This is a genomic window from Arenimonas sp. (assembly GCF_036275555.1).
Lineage (GTDB): Bacteria > Pseudomonadota > Gammaproteobacteria > Xanthomonadales > Xanthomonadaceae > Arenimonas.
The window spans coordinates 133,014-158,497 of record NZ_DASUDO010000006.1 but is presented as its reverse complement, the minus strand read 5'-3'; the positions used below and the strand labels follow the sequence as shown (position 1 = coordinate 158,497).

The 25,484-nt window shown below is 68.7% G+C and carries 24 protein-coding genes; 13 read left to right on the top strand and 11 right to left on the bottom strand.

Annotation, left to right across the window (positions count from 1 at the left end; genetic code table 11):
* The first annotated feature begins 35 nt into the window (after nt 1-35).
* Complete coding sequence (locus tag VFV21_RS01710; protein WP_329667806.1) at nt 36-521, top strand: hypothetical protein; 486 nt, start codon at nt 36-38, stop codon at nt 519-521.
* Nucleotides 522-524: 3 nt separating this feature from the next.
* Here VFV21_RS01710 and VFV21_RS01705 read toward each other — a convergent pair whose 3' ends face one another.
* Together VFV21_RS01705 and VFV21_RS01700 are read right to left on the bottom strand one after the other, a co-directional pair.
* Complete coding sequence (locus VFV21_RS01705) at nt 525-908, bottom strand: STAS domain-containing protein (protein ID WP_034210113.1); 384 nt, start codon at nt 906-908, stop codon at nt 525-527.
* Nucleotides 905-3,337, bottom strand: a complete 2,433-nt coding sequence (locus VFV21_RS01700) for a SpoIIE family protein phosphatase (protein ID WP_169742269.1) — start codon at nt 3,335-3,337, stop codon at nt 905-907. The genes VFV21_RS01705 and VFV21_RS01700 overlap by 4 nt, the downstream gene beginning before the upstream one ends.
* 154 nt (nt 3,338-3,491) lie before the next feature.
* Here VFV21_RS01700 and aceE point away from each other — a divergent pair, with 154 nt between their 5' ends.
* Nucleotides 3,492-6,176: a pyruvate dehydrogenase (acetyl-transferring), homodimeric type gene (gene aceE, locus VFV21_RS01695; RefSeq protein ID WP_329667805.1), complete on the top strand. Its 2,685-nt coding sequence runs from the start codon at nt 3,492-3,494 to the stop codon at nt 6,174-6,176.
* 417 nt (nt 6,177-6,593) lie between these two features.
* Here aceE and VFV21_RS01690 read toward each other — a convergent pair whose 3' ends face one another.
* Nucleotides 6,594-7,574 (bottom strand): DUF2971 domain-containing protein, encoded by a 981-nt coding sequence (locus VFV21_RS01690; RefSeq protein ID WP_329667804.1) that lies wholly within the window; start codon nt 7,572-7,574, stop codon nt 6,594-6,596.
* 57 nt (nt 7,575-7,631) lie between these two features.
* Nucleotides 7,632-8,522: an AraC family transcriptional regulator gene (locus VFV21_RS01685; RefSeq protein ID WP_329667803.1), complete on the bottom strand. Its 891-nt coding sequence runs from the start codon at nt 8,520-8,522 to the stop codon at nt 7,632-7,634.
* Between the two features lie 104 nt (nt 8,523-8,626).
* On the opposite strand from VFV21_RS01685, the gene VFV21_RS01680 reads away from it, so the two are divergent.
* Both VFV21_RS01680 and VFV21_RS01675 read left to right on the top strand, forming a co-directional pair.
* Complete coding sequence (locus VFV21_RS01680; protein ID WP_329667802.1) at nt 8,627-9,172, top strand: peroxidase-related enzyme; 546 nt, start codon at nt 8,627-8,629, stop codon at nt 9,170-9,172.
* A gap of 85 nt (nt 9,173-9,257) precedes the next feature.
* Nucleotides 9,258-9,536, top strand: coding sequence for a type II toxin-antitoxin system HicB family antitoxin (locus tag VFV21_RS01675; protein ID WP_329667801.1), 279 nt, complete (start codon nt 9,258-9,260; stop codon nt 9,534-9,536).
* 30 nt (nt 9,537-9,566) lie between these two features.
* Here the strand turns inward: VFV21_RS01675 and VFV21_RS01670 are convergent, their stop codons facing one another.
* Nucleotides 9,567-9,944 carry a hypothetical protein gene (locus tag VFV21_RS01670; RefSeq protein WP_329667800.1) on the bottom strand — a complete coding sequence of 126 codons (378 nt, stop codon included), beginning with the start codon at nt 9,942-9,944 and terminating at the stop codon, nt 9,567-9,569.
* Nucleotides 9,941-10,912, bottom strand: a complete 972-nt coding sequence (locus VFV21_RS01665; RefSeq protein ID WP_329667799.1) for a YafY family protein — start codon at nt 10,910-10,912, stop codon at nt 9,941-9,943. The genes VFV21_RS01670 and VFV21_RS01665 overlap by 4 nt, the downstream gene beginning before the upstream one ends.
* 79 nt (nt 10,913-10,991) lie before the next feature.
* Here VFV21_RS01665 and VFV21_RS01660 point away from each other — a divergent pair, with 79 nt between their 5' ends.
* From VFV21_RS01660 to VFV21_RS01640, 5 genes are all read left to right on the top strand, one after another.
* A complete protein-coding gene (locus tag VFV21_RS01660) occupies nt 10,992-11,630 on the top strand; it encodes a glutathione S-transferase family protein (protein ID WP_329667798.1) in 639 nt (212 codons plus the stop codon).
* Nucleotides 11,631-11,682: 52 nt separating this feature from the next.
* The gene (locus VFV21_RS01655) at nt 11,683-12,054 is read left to right on the top strand and encodes a VOC family protein (protein ID WP_329667797.1); all 372 of its coding nucleotides are present in this window, start codon (nt 11,683-11,685) and stop codon (nt 12,052-12,054) included.
* A 14-nt stretch (nt 12,055-12,068) separates the two neighbouring features.
* The gene (locus VFV21_RS01650) at nt 12,069-13,127 is read left to right on the top strand and encodes an alpha/beta fold hydrolase (RefSeq protein WP_329667796.1); all 1,059 of its coding nucleotides are present in this window, start codon (nt 12,069-12,071) and stop codon (nt 13,125-13,127) included.
* 119 nt (nt 13,128-13,246) lie between these two features.
* Nucleotides 13,247-14,074, top strand: coding sequence for a methanethiol S-methyltransferase (gene mddA, locus VFV21_RS01645; protein WP_329667795.1), 828 nt, complete (start codon nt 13,247-13,249; stop codon nt 14,072-14,074).
* 76 nt (nt 14,075-14,150) lie between these two features.
* A complete protein-coding gene (locus VFV21_RS01640; protein ID WP_329667794.1) occupies nt 14,151-15,521 on the top strand; it encodes a hypothetical protein in 1,371 nt (456 codons plus the stop codon).
* Between the two features lie 30 nt (nt 15,522-15,551).
* Here VFV21_RS01640 and VFV21_RS01635 read toward each other — a convergent pair whose 3' ends face one another.
* Complete coding sequence (locus tag VFV21_RS01635) at nt 15,552-16,361, bottom strand: transporter (protein WP_329667793.1); 810 nt, start codon at nt 16,359-16,361, stop codon at nt 15,552-15,554.
* Nucleotides 16,362-16,515: 154 nt separating this feature from the next.
* The gene (locus VFV21_RS01630) at nt 16,516-17,043 is read right to left on the bottom strand and encodes a hypothetical protein (protein ID WP_329667792.1); all 528 of its coding nucleotides are present in this window, start codon (nt 17,041-17,043) and stop codon (nt 16,516-16,518) included.
* Between the two features lie 171 nt (nt 17,044-17,214).
* On the opposite strand from VFV21_RS01630, the gene VFV21_RS01625 reads away from it, so the two are divergent.
* Both VFV21_RS01625 and VFV21_RS01620 read left to right on the top strand, forming a co-directional pair.
* Nucleotides 17,215-18,606 carry a sigma-54 dependent transcriptional regulator gene (locus tag VFV21_RS01625; RefSeq protein WP_329667791.1) on the top strand — a complete coding sequence of 464 codons (1,392 nt, stop codon included), beginning with the start codon at nt 17,215-17,217 and terminating at the stop codon, nt 18,604-18,606.
* Nucleotides 18,590-19,087, top strand: a complete 498-nt coding sequence (locus tag VFV21_RS01620) for a hypothetical protein (protein ID WP_156968851.1) — start codon at nt 18,590-18,592, stop codon at nt 19,085-19,087. Before VFV21_RS01625 ends, VFV21_RS01620 begins: the two co-directional genes overlap by 17 nt.
* 12 nt (nt 19,088-19,099) lie before the next feature.
* Here VFV21_RS01620 and VFV21_RS01615 read toward each other — a convergent pair whose 3' ends face one another.
* Nucleotides 19,100-20,071, bottom strand: coding sequence for an RES family NAD+ phosphorylase (locus VFV21_RS01615; RefSeq protein ID WP_329667790.1), 972 nt, complete (start codon nt 20,069-20,071; stop codon nt 19,100-19,102).
* A gap of 202 nt (nt 20,072-20,273) precedes the next feature.
* On the opposite strand from VFV21_RS01615, the gene VFV21_RS01610 reads away from it, so the two are divergent.
* Nucleotides 20,274-22,295: an amidohydrolase family protein gene (locus VFV21_RS01610; RefSeq protein ID WP_329667789.1), complete on the top strand. Its 2,022-nt coding sequence runs from the start codon at nt 20,274-20,276 to the stop codon at nt 22,293-22,295.
* Complete coding sequence (locus VFV21_RS01605) at nt 22,295-23,734, top strand: protein adenylyltransferase SelO (RefSeq protein WP_329667788.1); 1,440 nt, start codon at nt 22,295-22,297, stop codon at nt 23,732-23,734. Before VFV21_RS01610 ends, VFV21_RS01605 begins: the two co-directional genes overlap by 1 nt.
* Before the next feature lie 17 nt (nt 23,735-23,751).
* Here the strand turns inward: VFV21_RS01605 and VFV21_RS01600 are convergent, their stop codons facing one another.
* Nucleotides 23,752-24,513, bottom strand: a complete 762-nt coding sequence (locus VFV21_RS01600) for an ABC transporter permease (RefSeq protein WP_329667787.1) — start codon at nt 24,511-24,513, stop codon at nt 23,752-23,754.
* Nucleotides 24,510-25,451: an ABC transporter ATP-binding protein gene (locus VFV21_RS01595; protein WP_034210085.1), complete on the bottom strand. Its 942-nt coding sequence runs from the start codon at nt 25,449-25,451 to the stop codon at nt 24,510-24,512. The genes VFV21_RS01600 and VFV21_RS01595 overlap by 4 nt, the downstream gene beginning before the upstream one ends.
* Nucleotides 25,452-25,484 lie beyond the last annotated feature (33 nt).

Here is a 25,484-nt window from a genome sequence, read left to right as displayed (position 1 = left end):
TGGGGGCGGGGATGAGGGCGGAGGGTGACATCACGGTGAACGGCAAGCTCATTCGCAAGGGCGAGAAGCTGCCGATGCTTTTCATCTACCCGTTCTTCCTCGTGCACATGGGGATGTTCGGGCTGTCGGGCTTCCTGATGGCCTACGCGGCCGACGACGTCGAGCTGGCGTTCCTGTACCTGCACGGCGGCATCGCGATCGTCGTCTACCTCGCGTTCTACCTGGCCATCTTCGGCCGGGACGAGGTGAAGTGGATGCTGATCAACGCGGCGCTCGGCCTGCTCGGCATCTGGGTCGAGATCGAGACCATCCTCGGCTGGTTCGGCAAGGCGCTCTCCGATTTCCCGCCATGGGTGCACGTCACGCCCTTCCTGTACTACATCCTCTACACCTTCCTGCTGCGGCAGATGCTGCTCGACCTCACCCGCTCGCGCGACAAGCCCGGGCGCAAGCGCGCGGTGGAAATGCTCTACGTGCTCGGCTCGTTGGCCGTGTACGGCGCGCTCTGGCTCAATCGCTGACGACTACTCGTCGTCGTCGCCGCGCAGCACCTTCTTCTGCATCGCGTCGAGGTAGGCATCGGCCTCCTCCACCGACGAGAAGATCTCGTCCAGCGGCACCGCCTTCACCACGTCGAACACCTTCTGGATCTGCGGCTTCGGGTTCACCACCACCACCTTGCCGCCGCGCGCCGCCAGCGCCTTGCGCGCCTTGAAGATCGAGCGCACGCCGGCCGAGCTGATGTAGTCGAGGCCGGCCAGGTCGAGCACCAGCGAATGGATGGACGAGCCCAGCACCGGCGCCAGCTGCTGGTCGAGGTCGCCGTAGGTGTGGGTGTCCAGCCGCCCGGCCAGGGCCACGCGCTGGTTGCCGTTGCCGGCGGGGGTGATCTCGATGCTCAGGCTCATGCAGTGCGCTCCGGAGTGGGGATGTGCAGGACGATGCGGAGGATGTTCTGGCCGTCGTCGCGGGCATAGGCGACGTCCTCGGCCAGCTCGCGGATCAGGTGCACGCCGAGGCCGCCGATCGGGCGGTCGGCGATGTCGGCGTAGAGGTCGGGCGTGGGCTGCGACAGCGGGTCGAAGGGCCGGCCGTCGTCGCGGAATTCCATGGAGAGCTGGTTGCCTTCGACCGTGGCCACCAGCTCCAGCGTCGGCTCGCGGCCGTCCTCGGCGCCGTGGTCGATGACGTTGCAGGCCACTTCCTCCACCACCAGGTGCACGTCGTGCATCAGGGTGGCCGGCAGGTCGTGGCCTTCGAGGCCGGCGTCCACCTGCGCCAGCAGCTGGTGCACCGCGTCGCCGGGCAGCGGCGGCTGCAACGAGGCCTTCACGCTGAAGCGCTCGCGAACGCGGGCATCGCGCCGGTAGCGGATGGCCAGCACGGTGATGTCGTCGGACTGCGGCGCGCCGTTGGTGAAGGCGTGCACGGCGTCCACCAGGTGGCTGCACTGCGCGCGTGCGGACAGCGCGGGGTCGAGCGTCGCCAGCAGGCGGTCGGTGCCGAAGGGCTGGTCGTCACGATCAAACGCCTCGGTGATGCCGTCGGTATAGGTCAACAACGTGTCGCCCGCCATCAGTCGGCCACGCCAGGCGGGATACTCGCGCGCCACGTCCACGCCCAGCGGGCCCTCGGTGGGTACCGGCACGAACTCGCGCCGGCCGTCGGCACGCAGGATCACCGGCGCCTCGTGGCCGGCGCTGGCCAGCGCCAGCGCGCCGGTGCGCAGCTCGATCACGCCGCACAGCACGGTGGCGAACATGCAGGTGTCGTTGCCTTCGACCAGGTGCTTGGCCGCCTCGCGCAGCGCCTTGCCCGGCGAGCCGCCCAGCTGCGCCGCCACCTCCAGCACCGTCATCGTGCGCGCCATGAACAGCGCCGCCGGCACGCCCTTGTCCGACACGTCGCCGATCACGAACCACAGCGAGTCGCCGTCGCGCTCGAACAGGTTGTAGAAGTCGCCGCCCACCGCCTTGGCCGGCTCCAGCAGGCCGTGGAACTCGAGGTGGGCCTCGCCCGCATCGAACTCGCTGCCGGCCGGCAGCATGGCCTGCTGGATGTCGGCGGCGATGTTGAGCTCGCCTTCCAGCCGCGCCCGCGCCGCGCCCATGTCGGCGATCTCGGTCATCTGCCGCTTGATCGAGGCGCGCGCGGTGTCGAACGCGCGCGCCAGCACCCCCACCTCGTCCTCGCGCTGGGTGTGCGCCAGCGGGTAATCGAACTCGCCCTGGGCGAAATGCCGCGCCGTGTTGGTGATGTCCTCGATCGGCCGCGCGATCATGCCCGAGTAGCGCCGGATCGCCGCCACGCACAGCAGCACGCCGAACAGGCCGCCGAGCAGGCCCCAGAGCGTGATCCGGTTGAGCTGGGCCAGGATCACGTTCTCGTTCACCGCCAGCGTGAAGGTCCAGCCGGTGCTGCCGACCGGCCCGCCGAAGGTGTAGCGCACCAGCCCGGCGTCGGCGCCGCTGGCGACGCGGTGCTGCACCTCGAAGTCCTGGCGGCGCCGGATCTGGTCGGCCACCGGCGCCAGGTCGCTGCGGCCGCCGGTGGTGACCAGTCCCTCGAGGTTCTGCTTCATCGCCAGCGCGGGGTCCGGGTGCAGCGTGATCAGGTACTCGGGCGAATAAAGCACCGGGATCAGGTTGCTGGCGTCGGGCAGCTCGCCCAGCACGCTGCGCAGCCGCTGCAGCGGCACGTCCACGCTGACCATGCCGATCACGGCGCCCTCCGGCCCGTCGCCCGGGCGCCGCAGCGGCAAGTTGAAGGTGGTGAAGTACTCGCCGCCGGTGGCGGCGTTGGCGTAGGGCTCGCCCCACCAGGCCTGGCCCACGCCGGTGGTGCGCGTGTACCAGGGCATGTTCCGGTAGTCGTAGCCCAGGTCCTTGACCGAGGATTCCTTGAAGCCGCCGCCCTCGCGACGGATGTACCAGTCGAAGCCCGGGTCCTCGGGCGACAGCCGCCCCGGCTCGATGATCACCATGGCGCCAGCGATGGACGGGTCGGAGCGGATGGTGGACATCAGCAGCGTCCGCTGGCGCATCGGCTCCAGCCCCACGGCGGTGGCGTTCTCGGCCAGGGCCTGGCCGCTGACCTGCACCGATTCGAGGGTGGCCGCCAGGCCGCGGGAGGTCTGGCTGGCGAGGTTGTGGATCTCGGACTTGGCGTTCTGGATCAGCACGCCCCGCAGCGCCGCGTAGAACACCGCGGCCACGCCCAACAGCAGCACGATGCTGGTCAGGCTGGACCAGAACATCAGCCGGGTGCGCAGGCTGCGCCGCCAGCCCAGGCGGCCGGCAGCCAGCAGGTCGGAGGCGCGTGGCAGGTTCGCTTCCATCGGTCCCCTCGGGGGCAGGGCCCGGACAGCATAGCCTCCGGAGGTGAGCCCCGGGTGCATACGGGGGCGTCGGGCCGGCCCCCTGCGGTAAACTCCCGAGCCTTGACTCTAAAACGGACCGGCCGCGCCCGACCGCCGGCCTCAGGAAGACGGAATGAACTGGCTGACCGACGTACTGGAAAACGACCTCGACCCCATCGAGACCCGCGAGTGGATCGAGTCCATGAAGGCCGTGCTGGACGCCGACGGCCCCGAGCGCGCCCACCACCTGCTCGAGCGCATGGTCGAGCTGACCCGCCGCGCCGGCGGCCAGCTGCCGTTCCAGCCCACCACCCAGTACATCAACACCATCCCGCCGCACCTGGAAGCCAAGCACGACGGCGACGCCACGCTGGAATGGCGCATCCGCAGCATCATCCGCTGGAACGCCATGGCCATGGTGGTGAAGGCCAACCGCAAGCCCGGCGACCTGGGCGGCCACATCGCGAGCTTCGCGTCCGGCGCCACGCTGTACGACGTGGGCTTCAACCACTTCTGGCGCGCGCCCTCGGCCGACCACCCGGGCGACATCCTCTACATCCAGGGCCACAGCTCGCCGGGCATCTACGCCCGCAGCTTCCTGGAAGGCCGCATCAGCGAGGACCAGCTCAACCACTTCCGCATGGAAGTGGACGGCAAGGGCATCTCCAGCTACCCGCACCCGTGGCTGATGCCGGACTACTGGCAGACCCCGACCGTGAGCATGGGCCTGGGCCCGATCAGCGCCATCTACCAGGCGCGCTTCCTGAAGTACCTCGAGCACCGCGGCCTGATCGCGCCGAGCGACCGCAAGGTTTGGTGCTTCCTGGGCGACGGCGAGACGGACGAGCCCGAGAGCCTGGGCGCGATCGGCGTGGCCGGCCGCGAGGGCCTCGATAACCTCATCTTCGTCATCAATTGCAACCTGCAGCGCCTGGACGGCCCGGTGCGCGGCAACGGCAAGATCATCCAGGAGCTGGAGGGCAGCTTCCGCGGCGCCGGCTGGAACGTGCTCAAGCTGGTGTGGGGCAGCTACTGGGATCCGCTGCTGGCGCGCGACACCGACGGCTCGCTCAAGAAAGTGATGATGGACACCGTCGACGGCGAGTACCAGAACTGCAAGGCCTTCGGCGGCGCCTACACGCGCGAGAACTTCTTCGGCAAGACGCCGCAGACGCTGCAGCTGGTGAGCAACCTAAGCGACCAGGACATCACCCGCCTGAACCGCGGCGGCCACGACCCGCACAAGGTGTACGCCGCCTACCACAGCGCCGTGAACCACAAGGGCCAGCCCACCGTGATCCTGGCCAAGACCGTGAAGGGTTACGGCATGGGCAGCTGGGGCGAGTCGCTGAACCCGACCCACCAGACCAAGAAGCTCGACGACAGCGCGGTGAAGGCCTTCCGCGACCGCTTCCAGATCCCCATCAGCGACGACAAGCTGGCCGACGTGCCCTTCTACCACCCGGGCGAGAAGTCGCCGGAAGTGGAGTACATGAAGTCGCGCCGCGAGAAGCTGGGCGGGTTCCTGCCGCAGCGCCGCCGCAAGACCTCGCAGGCGCTGACCGCGCCGAAGCTCGAAGTGTTCGAGCGCCTGCTCAAGAGCACCGGCGACCGCGAGAACTCCACCACCATGAGCTTCGTGCAGGCGCTGAACATCGTGCTGCGCGACAAGCAGGTGGGCCCGCGCTGCGTGCCGATCGTGGCCGACGAGGCGCGCACCTTCGGCATGGAGGGTCTGTTCCGCCAGATCGGCATCTACGCCCCGCACGGCCAGAAGTACAAGCCGGTGGATGCCGACCAGCTGATGTACTACCGCGAGGACCAGGCCGGCCAGGTGCTGGAAGAGGGCATCACCGAAGCCGGCGCCTTCAGCTCGTGGATGGCCGCGGCGACGAGCTATTCCTCGTCCGACCAGCCGATGCTGCCGTTCTACATCTATTACTCGATGTTCGGCTTCCAGCGCATCGGCGACAGCGCCTGGCAGGCCGCCGACATGCGCGCCCGCGGCTTCCTGCTCGGCGCCACCGCCGGCCGCACCACGCTGAACGGCGAAGGCCTGCAGCACGAAGACGGCCACTCGCATTTGCTCGCCGGCGCGATTCCGAACTGCAAGGCGTATGACCCGACCTTCGGCTTCGAAGTGGCGGTGATCCTGCAGCACGGCATGCAGCGCATGCTCGAGGACCAGGTGGACGAGTACTACTACCTGACCTTGATGAACGAAAACTACCCGCACCCGGACATGCCGGAGGGCGCGGCCGAGGGCATCCTCAAGGGGATGTACCTGCTGAAGGACGCCGGCAAGCCCAAGAAGGGCGAGCTGCGCGTGCAGCTGCTGGGCTCGGGCACCATCCTGCGCGAAGCCATCGCCGCGGCCGAGCTGCTGGACAAGGACTTCGGCGTCACCGCCGACATCTGGAGCTGCCCCAGCTTCACCGAGCTGCGCCGCGACGGCTTCGACGTCGAACGCTGGAACCGCCTCAACCCCGAGGCCAAGACCCCGCGCAAGGCCTACGTCACCGAATGCCTGGAAGGCCGCCAGGGCCCGGCCATCGCCGCAACCGACTACGTGCGCGCCTTCGCCGACCAGATTCGCGCCTTCGTGCCGATGAAGTACACGGTGCTGGGCACTGACGGCTTCGGGCGCTCCGACACCCGCGCGAACCTGCGCCGCTTCTTTGAGGTCGACCGGTACTACATCGCCCACGCGGCGATCGCGGCGCTGGCGGCGGAGGGGAAGATGAACGGGAAGGATGTGGCGCGGGCGATCAAGCAGTACAAGATCGATAACGAGCGATCCAATCCGACAGCGGTATAACGCCCTGGTTAAGCTGCGCCGTAGGCGTCGGCTTGAATGACTAGTTATGCGCCGCGCCCAGGAAGCGGTGTGCCGCGGTGTTTGAGCGCAAAGCTGGGGCTGGCGGTATCGTTCCACTCTCGCATCAGCTCGCCGCAAACGCTGCATGAAAAGGAGTCTTTGTCCCTATGAGGGAATCGATGGATGGTGACGGAATAGACCGATGCACAAACATCGCAGGTCGCGTCTTGCCCCTCACCGCGAGACCATGTCTTAACCATTCAGTCGACTCCCTATATAGCCCGATCTACGAGGCCTAATTAGCGTCTGGCGCTCATGCCACGGCGGAAGAATTTTGCGGTTGGATGGGCTGCCATTGCGCCTCCTAACGTGTCGCCTCGCTCTGGAATAAAACTATATACGTTTTGTATGCTTTATCTAGCTGCCGAGATAGGGGATCGCAGATACGATGACGGGAACGTCATAGCCGTTTTCCCTAAGCAGCGTTTCCGCCGACAGCTTACGCATGTCCTTGTCTTTGTGAGGGCCGACAATCACAGACTCAATCGGAAGGCGGCCTCTCTCTCCTCGATCTCCAGTAATCGCAATGTATGGAATTACGGTTCCACCTTTCGTTCGATGGTGGATCAGTTTCTGAGTCTTTCCGTTCGAGTCGGTGTTAATGATATCCGATGCATCTCTCTGCGGTATTGCAACAACTCTGACTTCTTGCTCTTCAAAGAAGCCCCAGTGCTTGCTTAGGCACGATAGTGTCGTTAGCGAGAAGTAAATATTCATGTGGTTTCTTGGTGTCCCGGTTTCTATCATTCGGTACACCTCTTCTCGTAACACAGCTTCTGCTTTCCGTGCGTCGTCGCTGGCTGCTTGCGGATGGCTAGCACCATAGTAAAAGACATCTCCCCACTCCAAGTGTTGGTAGTGAAATTTCTTCTCTTCCTCCCGGAGGAGTGACCAAAATTTTTCCGTATTGATCTTGATAGCATAGCCGCCATCACTTCCATAGGCTCGCCACTGGCTGAGAAGGCCGTTCCTTGAGATCAACTCACTTGCAGGCGAAGAAAGGGAAAGAATGTAGGGGTCGATGTACTGCAGAGTCCTTGCTTTAAGGTGATCGACAAGCAAGCTTGTAGCTCTCGCAACCAATGCTTCTGATCCGCCAAGCTTATTAATAGCCGCTGACTTGGTCCGGTCGATTTTGCAGTCCTTTATAAAGTCTTCGGCAACTTCCCTCACAAATTCGGGAAGGCGAGTATTGAGGTAGTGAACTGTCTCCTCTGAGTCGTTGAGGAACTTGGCGTTGGATGCCCACAGGCTACCGCTTTCGACGATTCCCTTTAGCCCCTCTGAGGTTGTGTAGTGCATTAGAAAAGGGTGTGCTTTGGCGACTTTATCTGACATTTTTGTTCCTCGGTGCGGGTCGCTAGCGTCTAGTGCTGAGCAATTATGTTCTGGCTCTTAAACTACATTTTTACGCGCCGAACGAAGGGTGGCCTGATGATTGAGAGCGATTTTTCGCCGCCATTCACTTGGTGAGAAGCCGAAGTTTGCCGTGAAGGCTCTGGATAGTGCGGGACCGCTCCCATACCCCACAAGTTGCGCCACTCGCTCCAGCCCGTCGCCGCGCAGCAGCGCCTGCTGCGCCAGCGTCATGCGGTACTGTGCGAGGTAAGCCGCGGGCGTTTCGCCTACCACCTGCGCAAACACTTCGGCGAAGCGGCTGCGCGACATGCCGGCGCGCGTGGCCAGGCTCTCCAGCGTCCACGCCGTAGTCGGTTCGTCGTGCATCGCTACGATCGCTTTCGCTAACTGCGGGTGGCCCAGCCCCGCCAACGGCCCGTCGGTGAGATGGCCACTGTCGAGCAGGTGTCGCAATAGCAGCACTAGCACCGCGTCAAACAACCGATCCAGCAAAATCTGCCTTCCGCAGCGCTGGGCGAAGGCTTCGTCGAAAAGTACCTCGAGCACACTTGCGGCGCCGGGCAGTTCGGCCAACGGCAGGCACACAAACCGCGGAAGCGAGCGCGCGATGGGATGGGTGGCCCCGCCGCCCACGCTGACAGACACCGCCCCGCCGAAGGCCAGGTTCGCGCAGGCCATGTCGGCGCCCACTTGGGCATCGCTGACGAAGCGGTGCGCCAGCGGGCGCGGGTAGAACAGCAGACTGGGTTCGGTGACATGCACCACTTCACCGGCGTGGTGGACCTCCAGCGGGCCGCGCCGCACCAGGTGGAGTTGCCCCTGGCCGTTCTCGGCGAAGTCGGTGATGCCGCACAGCGGTCCGCTGTGGAAGAGGCGGGCGCTGACCGAGAAGCGGCTCAGCAGGCCCTGCAGGCGGTCGACGGCCATTTCGGACGCTCCATCAAGTAATCGGGACGATTCGTCACCAAGGAACCGAGCCTAGGCCCGATCCTGTGCTGGCGCAATCCGCGCTACCCCTTACGGAGAACCCCATGTCCCGCGTCCCCCTGCACACTGCCGCCACTGCCCCCGCCGCCAGCCAGCCGCTGCTGGCCCAGGTCCAGGGGGCGTTCGGCGCCACCCCGAACATGTTCCGCGCCGTGGCCAACTCGCCGGCCGCGCTGCAGCAGATGTGGTCCGCCTTCGGCGCGCTCGGCGGCGGCAAGCTGCCGGCGAAGCTGGGCGAGCAGGTCGCGGTGGCCATCGCCAACCGCAACGTCTGCGAGTACTGCCTGGCCGCGCACACCGCGCTCGGCCGCAAGGCCGGCGCCAGCGCCGAGGCGATGGCCGCCGCCCAGTCCGGCCACAGCGATGACCCGCAGACCGCCGCCGCGCTCGCGTTCGCGCTGAAGGTGGTCGAGCACCGCGCGGCGGTCGGCGCCGATGATGTGCAGGCCCTGCGCAACGCCGGCTTCGACGACGAAGGCATCGTCGAGCTGCTCGCGCACATCGCGCTGAACCTTTTCACCAACTACATCAACGTGGCGCTGGACGTGCCGGTGGATTTCCCGAAGGTGGCGCTGCTTCGCGCGGCGTAAGTTCGGACGCGGTTGCGCGTCGAACACGGATGCCCCGGAGGCTCCGGGGAAGGGAGGCTGGGCCGGTTCAAGCAGGAACCGGCCCATGCCCCCGAAGGTCAGCGAAATCAGGCACTATCCTGATGCAGGCTGGGCTGAAAAAGTGAACGCCATGCGCTACGCCATCGTCATCGACAAGACCGACAACAACTACGGCGCCTGGGCGCCCGACCTGCCGGGCTGCGTTGCATTGGGTGACACGGTGGAGGAGGTCGGGCAGCGCATGCGTTCGGCCATCGAGATGCACCTGGCGGGTATTCGCGAGGACGGCCAACCTATTCCGCAGCCGAGCGTGCTCGTCAACTACGTCGACGTCGCCGCCTGACGAGTTGGTCTCGGCGCCAACCATTGCGGCCTAACGCTTTCGGCGGCTACCGCCCAGCCACGCGGCGGCACACACAACGATCGGCACCCCGACCAGTACGGCCACGACAAACCACGCTGCGAAATCGGATCCCATGTTCCAGGCGGCCCAAGCGGCCGCGCCCATCCACAGACCCGCCAGGCCAACCGCCAACCCACGCGGCCACAGCGGCGACCAGCGCGCAGGCAGCCAGACGGTCGCGAACGCCGACAGCAGCAGCCAGCCCAGGTCCCAGGCCAGCCGCGCGTGGCCGCCGGACGGCAGGCCCATCGCAGGGGCCAGGGCGCCGCCCAGTGCGTTGATCGCCGGCACGCACGCCGGCGCGGTGGCCACGACCAGCAATGTGATGCACACGTACCGCCACTTCACGCGGTCACCTCTTCCCGGACGCCGGAGAACAACGAAGACAACCGCCCCAGCACCCGCGCGAACGACGCAGCCGGCACATTGCCGCCCACCCATTCCACCTCGCGGTCGATCATCAGCACCTGGGCCAGCAAGCCTTCCGGCGTCTCGGCGCCCATGTGAAGCAAGCTGTGCGTGTCGGTCAAAGGCTCGACCACGCCGCACCACAGCGGCAGCGCGGCCTGCAGTTCCTCCGCGCTTCCCGCGAGCCGCAGCGTGACGCGGCAGGCGAACGGCGCATAGGCGATGCCGCGCTCGAGGCGCGCGGCCACATCCGCGGGCAAGGGACGGGGCGGGAACGCTTCGCCCGGCTCGAGGGCGCCCTCGATGCGGTCGATGCGGAAGGTGCGCCAGTCGGCGCGGTCCACGTCCCAGGCCACCAGGTACCAGCGCCGGCCGTAGTTGGCGAGCCGCTGCGGCTGCACGTGGCGCGCGTCGGTGTCGCCGGCGTGCTTGCGGTAGTGGAAGTGCAGGGCGCGGCCATCGCGACAGGCGGCGGCCAGGGCGCTGAGGCGGCCGGCATCCACCAGCGGCTCGCCCGTGCGCAGCGACAGTGTCACGGCATGCAGGGCGCTGGCGCGACGCTGCAGGCGGGCGGGCATCAGCTGGTCGAGCTTGCCCACCAGCTGCAGCGCGGTGGCCTCCATGCCGCCGACGGTGGCGCCCGCGGCGCGCAGCGCGATCGCCAGCGCCACGGCCTCCTCGTCATCGAGCAGCAACGGCGGCAGCGCCGCGCCGCGGCCCATCGCGTAGCCGCCGCCGACGCCCGACGACGCCTCCACCGGATACCCCAGTTCGCGCAATCGGTCGATGTCGCGCCGCAGGGTGCGCGACTCCACGCCCAGCGCCTCGGCCAGCGCCGCGCCGGGCCAGTGCCGCCGCGACTGCAGCAGGCTGGCGAGGCGGAGCAGGCGGGCGGAGGTGGACAGCATGCGCCGAGCGTATCGAGGACAGTAACTGTCCGCAATCTCCGATACCGTGGCGACACTTTCCGCTTACCGGGGTTCCGCCATGACGACGCTCACGCTCTACCACAACCCGCAGTCCCGCTCCGCCAGCGCGCGCGTGCTGCTCGAGGCGCTGGGCGTGGACTACACGGTGGTCCCGCTCGATTTCGCCACGGGCCAGACCCGCACGCCGGAATTCCTGGCGATCAATCCGCTGGGCAAGCTGCCCACCCTCGTGCATGGCGATGCGGTGGTCACCGAGCAGGTGGCCATCACGATCTACCTCGCCGATCGCTTCCCCGAGGCCGGCTTGGCGCCGGCCTTCGACCATCCGCTGCGCGGGCCCTACCTGCGCTGGCTGGCCTTTTACGGGGCCTGCTTTGAGCCGGCGCTGGTGGACCACGCTTACCAACGCGCCCCGCTGGAACCCAGCGCTTCGCCGTACCGCGATTACCAGACCGTGATCGACGTGCTGGTGGCGCAGCTTTCGCGCGGCAGCTACCTGGTGGGCGACACGCTGACCGCCGCCGACCTGCTCTGGGGCACCGCCTTCACCTGGACCACCGGCTTCGGCATCGTGCCCAAGCTGCCGGCCATCACCGACTACATGGCGCGCGTGGCGGCGCACCCGGCCGTGGCGCGCGCAGGCGAGCTGGACGCGGCGCTGGCGGCGGCGATGAAGGCGGCTACGTCGACGGATTGAAAACTGGCACACTCCCGCAGAGCCGGCCGCCGCGCGGCCAGGGAGCCACGCCATGAACCTCGGCAATTTCTCGGTCAGCCTCGCGGTCAAGGACATCCACGCCTCGCGCAAGTTCTACGAGGCGCTGGGCTTCACCGCCTTCCACGACCAGTCGCAGCACGGCTGGATGATCCTGAAGAACGGCGACACCGTGATCGGCCTGTTCCAGGGCATGTTCGAGAAGAACATGCTCTGCTTCAATCCGGGCTGGGACAACAACGGCCAGAACGTCGACCCCTTCACCGACGTGCGCGAGCTGCAGCGCCAGCTCAAGGCCCGCGGCATCACGCCGGTGACGGAGGTGGACGAATCCACCACCGGCCGCGGCCACTGCATCGTGGTCGATCCCGACGGCAATCCGATCCTGCTCGACCAGCACCGCTGAAGCCCCGCCACCGGATGCGCCAGTCCATCCATCTCGTGCGCACCGCCGACGGCGTGCACCTGGCCTGGACGCGCACCGGCACCGGGCCGTCGCTCGTCAAGGCCGCGAACTGGATGACCCACCTGCGCGACGACGTCGACAGCCCGGTCTGGCGGCACTGGCTGCGTTTCTTCTCCACCCATTTCGACCTGCTGCGCTTCGACGAGCGCGGCTGCGGGCTGTCGGACCGCGAGGTCGACGACGTCGCGGAAACGCACTGGCTTTCCGACCTGGAAACCGTGGTCGAGGCCGCGAAACCGCGCGCGCCGCTGGTCCTGCTGGGCATCTCGCAGGGCGGCGCGGCGGCTATCCGCTATGCCATCCGGCACCCCGAGCGGGTGTCGCACCTGATCCTCTACGGCAGCTATGCGCGCGGCTGGGCCAGGCGCAGCGAGCGTGACGCCGAGCACTACCGCGCCGTCGTGGAGATGGTGCGGCTGGGCTGGGGCAGCGACAACCCGGTGTTCCGGCAGGCCTTCACCGCGCGCTTCCTGCCGGGCGGCACGCACGAGCAGCTCGACTGGTACAACGACCTGTGCCGCAAGACCTGTTCGCCGGAGATGGCGGTGAAGCTGTTGTCGGTGCGCGCCTTCACCGACATCTCCGAGCTGCTGCCGCAGGTGCGGGTGCCGACGCTGGTGCTGCACGCGCGCGAGGACGAGGTGGTGCCGTTCGACGAAGGTCGCCGGCTGGCCGCGGGCATTCCCGGTGCCGAGTTCGTCGAGCTCGAGTCGCGCAACCACGTGCTGCTTGGGCACGAGGCGGCCTGGGCGGTGTTCCAGCGCGCGGTGCTGGACTTCGCGGGCATCGCGCCGGGCGGGCGACCGGCGGCGGGCGAGGAAGCGCTCAGCCGTCGCGAGCGCGAGGTGCTGCACCTGCTGTGCCGGGGCCTGGGCAATGCCGACATCGGGCGACGCCTGCTGATCAGCGAGAAGACCGTGCGCAACCACCTCTCCAACCTTTACCGGAAACTGGGCGTCGCCAACCGGGGGCAGGCGATGGTGCGCGGTTCTTCGGCGGGCGGCGCGCCTTAACAATCGGGACAATTGTCCCGGGAATAGGCGAGCGCCTGCCGGCCATCGGGACACCCGCCCCATGGCAGGGGGCGGGCCCGGGCGTAGCGTTCGCGGCAGTCCCCCTGCGAGTGCGTGCCATGAAGCGAAGCGCGATCCTGCTGTTCGGCCTTGTGACCTACGCGATCTTCTTCGCCACCTTCCTCTACCTGATTGCCTTCACCGGCAACCTGCAGGCCACCGCGCTGGCGGAATGGCTACCGCGGTTGCCGGCGCTGGTGCCGCGTTCGGTCGACCTCGGCGGCCAGCCGACGCCGATGGCCACGGCCGTGCTGGTCAACCTGGGCCTGGTGCTGGTGTTCGGCCTGCAGCACAGCGTGATGGCGCGGCTCGGTTTCAAGGCCTGGCTCAGGCAGCGGCTACCGGCCTCGGCCGAACGCAGCGTGTACGTGCTGCTGGCCAGCCTCGTGCTGATGCTGCTGTTCTGGCAGTGGCGTCCGCTGCCCGGCCTGCTGTGGTCGGCGGCGACGCCGGTGGGGCAGGCCATCGGCTGGGCGGTGTTCGCGGGTGGCTTCGGCCTCGTGCTGCTGTCCACCTTCCTGATCGACCATTTCGACCTGTTCGGCCTGCGCCAGGTCTGGCAGCAGTTCGTGGGTCGCGCCGACCGCGACCATCAGTTCGTGACGCCACTCTTCTACCGCCTCGTGCGCCACCCGCTGTACCTCGGTTTCATCCTCGCGCTGTGGGGCGGGCCCACGATGACGGTGGGTCATGCGCTGTTCGCGGGGGCGTTGACCGCTTACATCCTGGTTGCCATCCGCTTCGAGGAGCGCGACCTCGCGCGCCAGCTGGGGGATCGCTACCTGGCCTACCGCCAGCGCGTGCCGATGCTGGTGCCATTCCTCGCTGCGCCCTTCCGCGAAGAGCGCGCCAACCGTCCCGCCGGCCCGAGGCCGTCGCCCCGCTGATACGCCGGTCCGGGAAGGCTCGCCCGAGGACGCGCGCTGGCATACTGGCGCCGATTCCAAACCGGGAGCGGAACAGGTGCAGTCGCCAACGAAAGGCGGGGAGGCGGAGCGGACCAAGGGCCTGACCGCCGAGGCGCTGTCCCGCATCTGCGGCATCGGCTGCACCGCGCCGCTCTCCGCCGACGACCTGCATCGCGCCTGCTTCTGCCTGGCGGTGGATCCGGCCGAGCTGCGCGCGCAGCTGGAGAAGGTGCTTGCCGCGCACGGAGCGTCCGCGCCGCTGGCCGAGACCCATGCGCACCTGTTCGCCGCGCTGCCGGTGTTCGTGCCGGCGGCGCAGGTGCGGGCGATGACGGCGTTGATCGAAGCGATCGAGCGCGTGGCGGCCTCCGAATCCTTTCGTCGTGCGGTGCGCGAGCGCACGCCGGACACCGCGTATGTCGACCCCGGCTCGCCGGGCGGCCTGCTGGGCTTCGACTTCCATCTCGGCCCCGACGGCCCGCGGCTGATCGAGATCAACACCAACCCGGGCGGCGTGCTGATCAACGCGCTGCTGGTCGAGGCGCAGCAGCTGTGCCTGCCGACGCTGACCGCGCCGGCGGTGGCCGAAGGCGACGTCGCCGAAGCGGCGGTGGACGTGCTGCTGGCCGAGTGGGACGCGCAGGCGCCCGCCGGTCGCCGCGGCCTGCTGGCCATCGTCGACGAGGCGCCGCGCCAGCAGTACCTGTATCCGGAGTTCGTGCTGTTCCGCGACCGCCTGCGCGCCCGCGGCATCGACGCGGTGATCCGTGATCCGGCGGAGTTGGACTACCGCGATGGCGCGCTGCAGGTCGACAACCAGGCCATCGGTTTCGTCTACAACCGCTGCACCGATTTCGCCCTGGCCGAGCCCGCGTCGGCCGCGCTGCGCGCCGCTTATGTCGATCGCGCCGTGGCGCTGAGTCCGCACCCCTGGAGCCACGCGCTCTACGCCGACAAGCGTAACCTGGCGCTGCTTGGCGATCGCCGCTGGCTGCAGGCCGCGGGTATCGCCGCCGCCGACATCGACCGCTTGGCCGAAGGCATCCCGCGCACGGAGGTGATGACCGACGCCAATCGCGACGACCTCTGGCAGCGCCGCAAGCAGCTGTTCTTCAAGCCCGCCGGTGGCTTTGGCAGCCGCGCCAGCTACCGAGGCGACAAGCTCACGCACAAGACCTGGCAGCAGATGACCGGCACCCATTACGTCGCGCAGGCGCTGGTGCCGCCCAGCCAGCGCCACCGGGGCGCTTGCGACGCGCCGCTGAAGATCGACCTCCGCGCCTACGCCTACCAAGGCCACCCGCTGCTGTTCGCCGCGCGCATGTACCAGGGCCAGACCACCAATTTCCGCACCCCGGGCGGTGGCTTCGCGCCCGTCCTCACGCTGCTGGAGTCCGAGAAGGACGGGGTCAGGTTCGGAACCTGACCCCGTTGCTTGCCTGCCCCCGCAGGCGGCTCAGAACTTCCAGCCGTAGCTCACGCCGGTACCCCAGTCGGGGCTGCCTTCGCTGAGGCCGGCGAGCACGTAGACCTGGAATGGATTCCCGCGGGCGGTGTTGACGCTGTAGTAGCCGGTGACCTCGCTGCGGTCGTCGAAGCTGCTCGAGGCCGACTCGCGGAAGTCGTAGACCAGGCCGAGCTGGCCGCGGCCGGCGCGCCAGCCAGTGCCGAGGTTCGCGCCGAGCACGTCCGCGGCGGCGATGAAGTCGGTATCGCCGAGCCGGGTGTAGCTCACGCCGCCGAACACACTGGCGCGATCCCACTCGCGGGACACATCCAGCGCCACGCCATAGTCGTTGGCGCCGGTGCCCAGTCCCTTGTCCTCGTCGGCCGTGGCGAGCTTCACCGTGGTGCTGAGTTCGGCCAGCACCGGTCCCGTCGAGGCAAGGGCATAGCCGGCGCGCAGCGTCACGTCGCCGGCGCCGGAGGCGGTGCCACGGCGGCTGCCGAAGTCGTCCTGCGGTTCATCGAGCACCAATCCGAGCCGGCCGCGCCCCAGCGGATTGAGGTTGAGCACCGGACCGGTGCCCGGCAGCACGTTCGGGTCACCCGAAACGCGCAGCCACGGCAGGCTGGCGCTCAGGTTCCAGCGTTCGGCGTCGTACCGCGCGGTCACTGCCAAGGTGCTGATGTCGGTGGTGATGTCGCCGCCGTAGGTGCCGGTGCTGTGGCTGGCGCCGGTCGAAAGCGTGAATTCGCCGTCGGCGACCGCGAGGCCGGGGACCAGCAGCAGGGCGAGGGAGGTGGCAAGGGCGGGGTGCTTCATGGTCGTGTCCTTGTATCGAGGGTTGGAATAACCGGTCCAACCGCGGGAACCCGCGGCCTCTCCACAAGCACTACGTCCGGGGCAGGGGTTTTATTCCCTGCGTCCCCGCGGCGGGGCCCGGCTTTGCCGCGGCCGGCCCCGCACGCCCGCGGAATCAGGCCCCGCGGCCCGCTCCGGGATCGGCCGGCCGAAGCAGCAGCCGGCCCGCCACGCCGCCCGCATGGCGCTTGCGGGCGAGGAAGGCGTTTTCGGTGCCGGACTTGAGTTCGTGCAGCTGGTCGCGCGCCTCCTCGACCTCGGGCAGGTGGGTGGCGGCGAGTTCGCGCAGCGCCGGCGGCTGGTCCTTGCCGATGGCGTCGCGGAAGGCCCGCAGCAGGCGCAGCTCCTGCGCATCGAGCGCGGTGAGCATCGCGCGGTCGGGGCCGTGGGCGAGGGTGGCCGGGAGGCCCCTGCAGGCGTCGCGCCAGGCGGCCAGCCAGCTGCCGTCCTCGGGCACCGGGTGCATCGGCCCGACACAGCCGCTGGCAAGGTCAGCCGCGATGTCGGCTTTCAGCCGCCGGATGCGGTGGAACAGCTGCACGCGCGCGGGATGGTGGCTGCGCTCGGCGGCGAGATAGAGGTAACCCATGCCGTCGTTCAGGGCTTCGACCAGTTCGGGCAGGGTGGCGGTGGGCGTGCGCATGGCGGGCTCCTGGGGGGTGGTTTGTGCATGGCAAGGACGGTGCCAACGCGAGGGGTGGCGGGAAGAACTTTCACTGCGTTGTAATCCGGGGCGGGCCGGGAAAATCCGTGAACACGGGCCCATTCCACCGGTTAGTCTTGGCAAAGACTGCCACTCGGGGGGGTGGACATCATGGTTGACCGTGCCGCTTTGCTTATCGTTGACGACGACGTGGGTTTCGTCAGGGCCGCTGCCGAGATCGCCCGCGCACTGGATTTCGATGTCGTCATCGCCGGCTCCGTCGCACAGGCGCTGGCCCGCATCCGCGAAACCGCCTTCGACGTCGCCCTGGTGGATCTTTCGTTGCCCGATGGCTCCGGCCTCGAACTGCTTGAGCACGTCGACCTCGGCGGCCGCACCCAGGTGATCCTGATCACCGGCAATCCCACGGTCGAGTCCGCGCTCAAGGCGATGCACCTGCCGATCGTGGATTACGTGGTCAAGCCGATGCAGGTCGCGCGCTTCCGGCAGCTGCTGCAGGCCGCCGCGCCGCGGCTGCCCGCGCCGGAGCCCGCGCTGGGCGATCCCTGGCACGGCATCGCCGGCCCGTCGGCCGCGATGGATGCCGTGCGCCAGCAGGTTCGCCGCGTCGCGCCCACCGACGCCTCGGTGTTTATCGAGGGCGAAAGCGGCGTCGGCAAGGAGCTGGTGGCCGCCGCCATCCACGCCGAGAGCGGGCGCAAGGGCGCCTTCGTCGCGATCAACTGCGGCGCGGTGCCGGCCGACCTGCTCACCAGCCAGCTGTTCGGGCATGAGCGCGGCAGCTTCACCGGCGCCGCTTCGCGCCACGTCGGGCTGTTCGAGCAGGCCGAGGGCGGCACGCTCTTCCTCGACGAGCTCAGCGAGATGCCCGTGCACCTGCAGGTGCATCTGCTGCGCGCCCTCGAGACGCGGCAGATCCGCCGCGTCGGCGGCAGCGAGGACATCGCGGTGGACGTGCGCATCGTCTCGGCCACCAACCGGCCGCACGTCGATGCCATCGACTCGGGCCGGCTGCGCGAAGACCTCTACTACCGCCTGGCCGAATTCCCGATGGCGCTGCCGCCGCTGCGCGACCGGCCCGCGGACATCCTGCCGATCGCCAACCTGTTCCTGAAGCGGCTCAACGACCGCTACGGCACCCGCCGCGTGCTGACCCGCGAGGGCGCCGACCTGCTGCAGCGCTACCGCTGGCCCGGCAACATCCGCGAGCTCAAGAACATCATCCAGCGCGCCTACATCCTGGCCGAGTCCGACCGCGTCACGCCCAGCCTGCCGGTGGACGACATGCGCCCCGTGGCCGAGACCGCCAGCACCATCACCTTCGTGGTCGGCACGCCGATGCACGAGATCGAGCGGCGCATGCTGTTCAAGACCCTGGCCTACTTCGACAACAACAAGGCCAAGGCGGCGCAGGTGCTGGGCATCACCACCAAGACCATCTACAACCGGCTCAGCAGCTACAAGGCCGCGTCGCTGCCGCCCGAGGATGCGCTGGGGGCGGGGGATCTGGATGCGGAGGCCTCGAATGGAAACCACGCCTGAGATGGGCTTCCTGTTTCCGCCGCCCATGCTGTCCTGGCTCGAGGCCAAGGGCTGCGAGGACATCGAGCTGGTGTCGCCCAGCGCCGCGGCGGCGGGCGGCAGGCAGTGCGTGGAATTCGACCTCGACATGGGTTCGGCTCCGGGATCGTCGGCGGTGCTGTGCCTGCGGATGCGCGACCCGGCCGCGCTGACGCTGCACGACCGGCTGGTGCTGGCGGATTACCTGGCGGCGCTGCGCCCCTTCCTCGATGCGCCGCCCGCGAAGGGTGGCCGCGCCTGGGTGACGCTTCCCGGCACCACCGTGGTCGAGGTCGAACACCAGCTCCGCAACCACCTCAACTCGCTGTTCATGAATGCCGGGGTGCTGGGCCTGCGCTGCGAGGACCGCACCGACATCGAACCCATCCTCGACCAGATGGAATCCGACGCGGTGGGGTGCCTGGACCAGATGCGGCGGCTGTTCCCACCGCCGCCGCCCTGATCACGCCGCGCCTCAGTGGCTGCGGCGCCGGCGGTCCATGTCCAGCGGCACCGCGTCCATGCGCTGCAGCAGCGGGAAGTCCGGGTGTTCCGGATTGGCCAGCAGGTTGAACTCGCCCGGGCACAGCGCGCTCGGAACCCGCAGCAGGGCCGAGTGCTGCTCCACCCGCCAGCGCTCGATGCGCTCGCGCAGGTCGCGGTCCAGCGCGCGCCGGGTCTTGGTGCCCGTGTCCAGCGTGCGCAGCAGGTTCGGCGGGAAGGCCATGCGCACCAGCAGCCGGCCTTCCTCGTCGACGAAGCTGTAGAGGCTCACGGCGTCCAGCACCGCAAGCGCCGGGCTCATCGCCAGCGACAGCACGTTCACGTCGCTCGACAGCCAGCGCGCCTGGCCGCGCGTGCGCCAATCCTGCGGGCGCCGGCCGGCCATGGATTCGCGCAGCACCACGTAGGCCGGCACCAGCTCCAGGTCGACGCGCAGGCCGTCCTCGTCTTCCTCGACGTAGGCGTCGGCGGCCTCGGCGGCGGCATTGCGGGCTTCGATGGCTTCGTCCAGCCCTTCCGGCAGGGCCTTGTTGCCCGACAGGTAGGTCCAGGCGTCCATGATCAGGCGGCGGGCCGTGCTCCAGTCGAGCCGCGACAGCGACTTGAGGTCGCCCCACTGCAGCTCCAGCTCCCACTCCACGCTCGGATCCATGGCGGTGCCGTAGGCCGAGTGCGACAGGCAGGCCAGCGCGTAGGCGGGCGCCACGTCCTTCCAGGCCAGGCTGTCGTCGTGCAGGCGGCGGAAGTGCCATTTGGCGAAGCCCGCGTAGCCGGGCGGCAGCCGGGTCATGTCCTGGTAGGGCAGGAACTTGGCGACGAAGGCGGACTCCAGGGACAGCACGTCCCGCAGCGCACGCTCGAGGCCTTCGGCGGACGGCAGCAGGGGGGCGGCGGGCGGGGAGTCGTGGACGGTCAGCGTGTTCTGCATGGCGGTGGGCTCCATGGCGCGAGGAAGTTCGCGTGGCAGGCAAAGCACTGCACGAAGCTTGCCAAGCCAAAAAACCCGTGGAATCAGGGGTCCGGGCGCATCCCGAGGGGAAATCGATTCCCACGCCGCTGAAAAAATTCACGGTCCGGGCCCCGCTTGAATCGGCCGCCCGCATGACCGACAGTGGCCGCATCCCAGGGGAAACAGGAAGCACGCCATGCGTTGGTTCGCCGTCGCCGCCCTTTGCCTGCTGTCGAACGCGGCCGTCGCCGCCGACGGGGCCGAGCAGTTCACCGTCATCACCGGCGGAAACACCGTCGGCCACCTGGTCGCCACCCGCGAGGGCGACCGCGTCAGCATCGACTACGACGTCAAGAACAACGGCCGCGGCCCCACCATCGCCGAACAGCTCACGCTGGGCGCCGACGGCCTGCCGGTGGCGTGGACGATCACCGGCAGCACCACGTTCGGCAGCAAGGTGGACGAATCCTTCACGCTGGCGGACGGCGAGGCCGCGTGGAAGGACGCCGTGGGCCCGGGCAAGCAGGCGCTGTCGGCGCCGGCGCTCTACATCGGCCAGTCGGCCAGCCCGTGGTCGCTGGGCCTTTACGCGCGCGTGCTGCTGGACGACGCCGACCGCCGCATCGCGGCCCTGCCCGCCGGCGAAGTGAGCCTGGTGCCGGGCGAGCCGCTGCAGGTGGGCATGGGCAAGGAGCGCATCACCGTGCGCACCTACGCGCTCTCCGGCCTCGAGCTCAACCCGGAGTACGTGCTGCTGGACGAGCGCGGCGGGATGTTCGCCGTCGCTTCGCCGGGCAGCGTGGTGGTCCGCAAGGGCTACGAGGCCGAGGAAGAACGGCTGCGCAAGCTCGCCGCCGACCTCGGCGAGGCCCGGCTGGTGGCGCTGCAGGCGCGCACCGCGCACCGGTACGGTGCGCCGGTCCGCTTCCACGACGTGCGTGTCTTCGACCCGGCCACGCTCAAGCTTTCCGAGCCCGTGAGCGTGGTGGTGCACGGCCGCCACATCGCCGGCATCCAGCCGCTCGACGCCAAGCCCTCGCCGGGCGAGGTGCGCATCGACGGCGAGGGCGGCACCCTGGTCGCCGGCCTGCACGAGATGCACTCGCACACCGGGCAGGGCGGCGCCATCCTCAACATCGCCGCCGGCATCACCACCGTGCGCGACATGGGCAACAACAACGCCGTGCTCGACGACCTCGTGGCCAGCATCGAGGCCGGCCGCATCGCCGGCCCGCGCGTGCATCGCAGCGGCTTCATCGAGGGCCGCAGCCCGTTCAATTCGAACAATGGCTACCTGGTCGCGAGCGAGGCCGAGGCGCTGGAGGCGGTGCGCTTCTACGCGGCGCGCGGCTACCACCAGGTCAAGCTCTACAACAGCATGAAGCCCGAGTGGTCGAAGGCCGCCGCGGCCGAGGCGCACCGGTTGGGCCTGCGCGTCGCCGGCCACGTGCCGGCGTTCTCCAACGCCGATGCGATGGTGGATGCGGGCTACGACGAGCTCACCCACATCAACCAGATCATGCTCGGCTGGGTGCTGTCGCCCGAGGAAGACACCCGCACGCTGCTGCGCCTGACCGCGCTCAAGCGCCTGGCCACGCTGGACCTGGACTCGGCGCCGGTGCAGAAGACGCTCGACAACATCGTCGCCAAGGGCGTCGCGGTCGAGCCCACCATCGCCATCCACGAGAACCTGTTGCTCAACCAGGACGGCGAGGTGCCCGCGGGTTCCGTGGACGTGATCGACAACCTGCCCGTGGGCGTGCAGCGCGACAGCAAGCGCGCCTGGTCCGACATGTCGGCGCCCGGCGATGCCGAGGCCTATCGCCTGGCCTACGGCAAGATCATGGACACGCTGCGCCAGATGAAGGCGCGCGGCGTGCTGATCGTGCCCGGCACCGACCTCGGCGGCTCGTTCAACTTCCACCGCGAGCTCGAGCTGTTCGGCCAGCTCGGCTACACCCCGGCGGAAGTGCTGAAGCTGGCCACGTACGACATGGCGAAGTACCTCGGCCAGGACCAGTCCACCGGCTCGGTCGCGCGCGGCAAGCTGGCCGATTTCTTCCTCGTGCCCGGCGACCCGACCCGCGACCTGCGCGAGATCAAGCGCATCCGCGCCGTGGTGAAGGACGGCGTCGTCTACTACCCGGCCGAGATCTATCCCGAGTTCGGCATCCGGCCCTTCGTGGACGCCCCCAAGGTGCAGGTCCCGAAGTCCTGATGCAGCTGCAGCACAGCTACGCCGCCCTGCCGCCGACCTTCTGGTCGGCCGTCGAGCCCACGCCGGTGGCCGCGCCGCGGCTGCTGGCCTGGAACGCGGCGCTGGCCGGGGCGCTCGGCCTCGACCCCGCGCTAGAGGCGCGCGCCGCCGCGATGTTTTCCGGCAATGCACCGCCCCCGCAGGCGCGCCCGATCGCGATGGCCTACGCCGGCCATCAGTTCGGGCACTTCGTGCCGCAGCTCGGCGATGGCCGCGCGATCCTGCTCGGCGAAGTGACCGATCCGCAGGGACGGCGCTTCGACGTGCAGCTCAAGGGCGCCGGCCCGACGCCTTTCTCGCGCAATGGCGACGGCCGCGCGGCCATTGGCCCGGTGCTGCGCGAATTCCTGGTCAGCGAGGCGATGCACGCGCTGGGCGTGCCGACCACGCGCGCGCTGGCGGCGGTGGCGACCGGCGAGGCGGTGTTCCGCGACGGCGCGCTGCCCGGCGCGGTGCTCACCCGCATCGCGGCCAGCCACGTCCGCGTAGGCACCTTCCAGTTCTTCGCCGCGCGCGAAGAGCACGCGGCGGTGCGTGCGCTGGTCGGCTTCGTGCTCGCGCGCCACTACCCGGCGCTGGCCGACCACGACAATCCGCCGCTGGCCCTGCTCGAAGCGGTGGTGCAGGCGCAGGCGCGGCTGGTGGCCGCCTGGATGCAGGTCGGCTTCGTGCATGGCGTGATGAACACCGACAACATGGCGGTGTCCGGCGAGACGATCGACTACGGCCCCTGCGCGTTCCTCGACGAATACCACCCCGCCAAGACCTTCAGCTCGATCGACCGCCGCGGCCGCTATGCCTTCGGCAACCAGCCGGGCATCGCGCAGTGGAACCTGGCGCGGCTGGCCGAGTGCCTGCTGCCGCTGATCGACGCCGACGGCGAGCAGGCGGTGGCGATGGCGCGCGCCGCGATCGAGGCCTTCGCGCCCGCCTACCGGGAGCATTGGCTCGCCGGCCAGCGCCGCAAGCTGGGCCTGTCCACCGAAGAGGATGGTGACGAGGCGCTGGCGCAGGATTTCCTCGAGGCCCTGCAGGCGGTGGAAGCCGACTACACGCTGGCGTACCGCGCGCTGTCGGGCGTCGCCCGCGGCGAACAAGCCGCCCTGCCCAAATCACCCGGCATGGACGCGTGGCTGGCGCGCTGGCGCGAACGGCTGGGCCGCGAGCCGGGCGATGTCGCCGCGCGCGTCGCCGTGATGGATGCCGCCAACCCGGCGGTGATCCCGCGTAACCATCTCGTCGAGGCCGCGCTGGCGGCCGCGGCGGCCGGCGACCTGGCGCCATTCGAGGCGCTGCTTGCCGCGGTGCGGCGTCCGTTCGACGACGGCCCGGCGCAGGCACCGTTCATGGCGCCACCGGCGCCGGAGCAGCGCGTCACCCACACCTTCTGCGGCACCTGAGCCCGGCGCTTCGCGGCTCAGCTCTTGAGCCGCCACCCGGTGCGGAAGATCCACCACACCGCCAGAAGGCACAGCGCCAGGAAGCCGCAGATGGCGGCGAAGCTCACCACCACGTTCACGTCCGACCGCCCGAAGAAGCTCCAGCGGAAGCCGCTGATCAGGTACACCACCGGGTTGAGCAGCGCGATCTTCTGCCACACCGGCGGCAGCATGTCGATCGAGTAGAACGCGCCGCCCAGGAAGGTCAGCGGCGTCATCACCATCAGCGGGATCACCTGCAGCTTCTGGAAGTCGGTGGCCCAGAGCCCGATGATGAAACCGAACAGGCTGAAGCTCACCGCCGTGAGCAACAGGAACAGGATCATCGCCAGCGGATTCGCGATCTCGTAGTCCACGAAGAAGCGCGCCGTCACCAGGATCAGCAGCCCCAGCATCACCGACTTGCTGGCCGCGGCGCCGACGTAGCCGAGCACCGCCTCGCCCCAGCCCACCGGCGCCGACAGCAGCTCGAAGATGGTGCCGGCCCACTTGGGCATGTAGATGCCGAAGGCCGCGTTCGAGATCGACTCGTTGAGCAGCGACAGCATGATCAGTCCGGGGATGATGAAGGCGCCGTAGCTGACACCGCCCACCTCGCCCATGCGCGCGCCGATCGCGGCGCCGAACACGATGAAGTACAGCGAGGTCGTAAGCACCGGCGAGATGATCGATTCGCCCAGCGTGCGGAAGGTGCGCGCCATCTCGAAGCGGTAGATGGCCTTGACGGCATACCAGTTCATGCCTGGCCTCCCTTGCCGCGGCCGGACACCAGGTTCACGAAGATCTCCTCGAGCGAGCTCTCGCTCGAATGCAGGTCGCGGAAGTCGATGCCGTGGTCGGCCAGCTTGCGCAGCAGCGTGGCGATGCCGGTGCGCTCGCCCTGCACGTCGAAGGTGTAGGTGAGGGTCAAGCCATCCTCCGAAAGTTCCAGCGGAAGCGCCGCCAGCTCGGCCGGGATCGCGGCCAGCGGCTGCTGCAGCTGCAGCGCCAGCTGCTTCTTGCCCAGCTTGCGCATCAGCACGTGCTTGTCCTCCACCACCACCAGCTCGCCGTGGTTGATCACGCCGATGCGATCGGCCATTTCCTCGGCCTCCTCGATGTAGTGCGTGGTGAGGATGATGGTGACGCCCTGGTCGCGCAGCCCGCGCACCAGGTTCCACATGTCGCGGCGCAGCTCGACGTCCACGCCGGCGGTGGGCTCGTCCAGGAACAGGATGCGCGGCTCGTGCGCCAGCGCCTTGGCGATCAGCACGCGCCGCTTCATGCCGCCCGAGAGCGCCATGATCTTGCTGTCCTTCTTGTCCCACAGGCTCAGCGATCGCAGCACCTTCTCCAGGTGGGCATCGTCGCGCGGCTTGCCGAACAGGCCGCGGCTGAGCCGCACCGTGGCCCACACGGTCTCGAAGGCGTCGGTGCTGAGCTCCTGCGGCACCAGCCCGATGCGCGAGCGCGCCTGCCGGAACTCGCCGACGATGTCGAAGCCGTCGGCCAGCACGCTGCCCCGGCTGGCGTTGACGATGCCGCAGATGATGCTGATCAGCGTGGTCTTGCCGGCGCCGTTGGGGCCGAGCAGGGCGAAGATCTCGCCGCGGTGGATGTCGAGGTCGACCGACTTGAGGGCGACATGGCCCGAGGCATAGGTCTTGCCGATGCCGCGGATCGAAAGGATGGGGTCCATGCGCGTTCGCGGGGCCTTGATGGGCGGGCCGCC

Excerpts from the sequence above, each read along its gene's own strand:
- VFV21_RS01610 (WP_329667789.1), top strand. The coding sequence starts at position 20,274 with ATGCGTTGGTTCGCCGTCGCCGCCCTTTGCCTGCTGTCGAACGCGGCC.
- VFV21_RS01605 (WP_329667788.1), top strand. The coding sequence starts at position 22,295 with ATGCAGCTGCAGCACAGCTACGCCGCCCTGCCGCCGACCTTCTGGTCG.
- VFV21_RS01615 (WP_329667790.1), bottom strand. The coding sequence starts at position 20,071 with ATGGAGCCCACCGCCATGCAGAACACGCTGACCGTCCACGACTCCCCG.
- VFV21_RS01690 (WP_329667804.1), bottom strand. The coding sequence starts at position 7,574 with ATGTCAGATAAAGTCGCCAAAGCACACCCTTTTCTAATGCACTACACA.
- VFV21_RS01660 (WP_329667798.1), top strand. The coding sequence starts at position 10,992 with ATGACGACGCTCACGCTCTACCACAACCCGCAGTCCCGCTCCGCCAGC.
- VFV21_RS01600 (WP_329667787.1), bottom strand. The coding sequence starts at position 24,513 with ATGAACTGGTATGCCGTCAAGGCCATCTACCGCTTCGAGATGGCGCGC.
- VFV21_RS01650 (WP_329667796.1), top strand. The coding sequence starts at position 12,069 with ATGCGCCAGTCCATCCATCTCGTGCGCACCGCCGACGGCGTGCACCTG.
- VFV21_RS01680 (WP_329667802.1), top strand. The coding sequence starts at position 8,627 with ATGTCCCGCGTCCCCCTGCACACTGCCGCCACTGCCCCCGCCGCCAGC.
- VFV21_RS01655 (WP_329667797.1), top strand. The coding sequence starts at position 11,683 with ATGAACCTCGGCAATTTCTCGGTCAGCCTCGCGGTCAAGGACATCCAC.
- VFV21_RS01620 (WP_156968851.1), top strand. The coding sequence starts at position 18,590 with ATGGAAACCACGCCTGAGATGGGCTTCCTGTTTCCGCCGCCCATGCTG.
- VFV21_RS01665 (WP_329667799.1), bottom strand. The coding sequence starts at position 10,912 with ATGCTGTCCACCTCCGCCCGCCTGCTCCGCCTCGCCAGCCTGCTGCAG.
- aceE (WP_329667805.1), top strand. The coding sequence starts at position 3,492 with ATGAACTGGCTGACCGACGTACTGGAAAACGACCTCGACCCCATCGAG.
- VFV21_RS01675 (WP_329667801.1), top strand. The coding sequence starts at position 9,258 with ATGCCCCCGAAGGTCAGCGAAATCAGGCACTATCCTGATGCAGGCTGG.
- VFV21_RS01595 (WP_034210085.1), bottom strand. The coding sequence starts at position 25,451 with ATGGACCCCATCCTTTCGATCCGCGGCATCGGCAAGACCTATGCCTCG.
- VFV21_RS01625 (WP_329667791.1), top strand. The coding sequence starts at position 17,215 with ATGGTTGACCGTGCCGCTTTGCTTATCGTTGACGACGACGTGGGTTTC.
- VFV21_RS01630 (WP_329667792.1), bottom strand. The coding sequence starts at position 17,043 with ATGCGCACGCCCACCGCCACCCTGCCCGAACTGGTCGAAGCCCTGAAC.
- VFV21_RS01635 (WP_329667793.1), bottom strand. The coding sequence starts at position 16,361 with ATGAAGCACCCCGCCCTTGCCACCTCCCTCGCCCTGCTGCTGGTCCCC.
- VFV21_RS01700 (WP_169742269.1), bottom strand. The coding sequence starts at position 3,337 with ATGGAAGCGAACCTGCCACGCGCCTCCGACCTGCTGGCTGCCGGCCGC.
- mddA (WP_329667795.1), top strand. The coding sequence starts at position 13,247 with ATGAAGCGAAGCGCGATCCTGCTGTTCGGCCTTGTGACCTACGCGATC.
- VFV21_RS01685 (WP_329667803.1), bottom strand. The coding sequence starts at position 8,522 with ATGGCCGTCGACCGCCTGCAGGGCCTGCTGAGCCGCTTCTCGGTCAGC.
- VFV21_RS01705 (WP_034210113.1), bottom strand. The coding sequence starts at position 908 with ATGAGCCTGAGCATCGAGATCACCCCCGCCGGCAACGGCAACCAGCGC.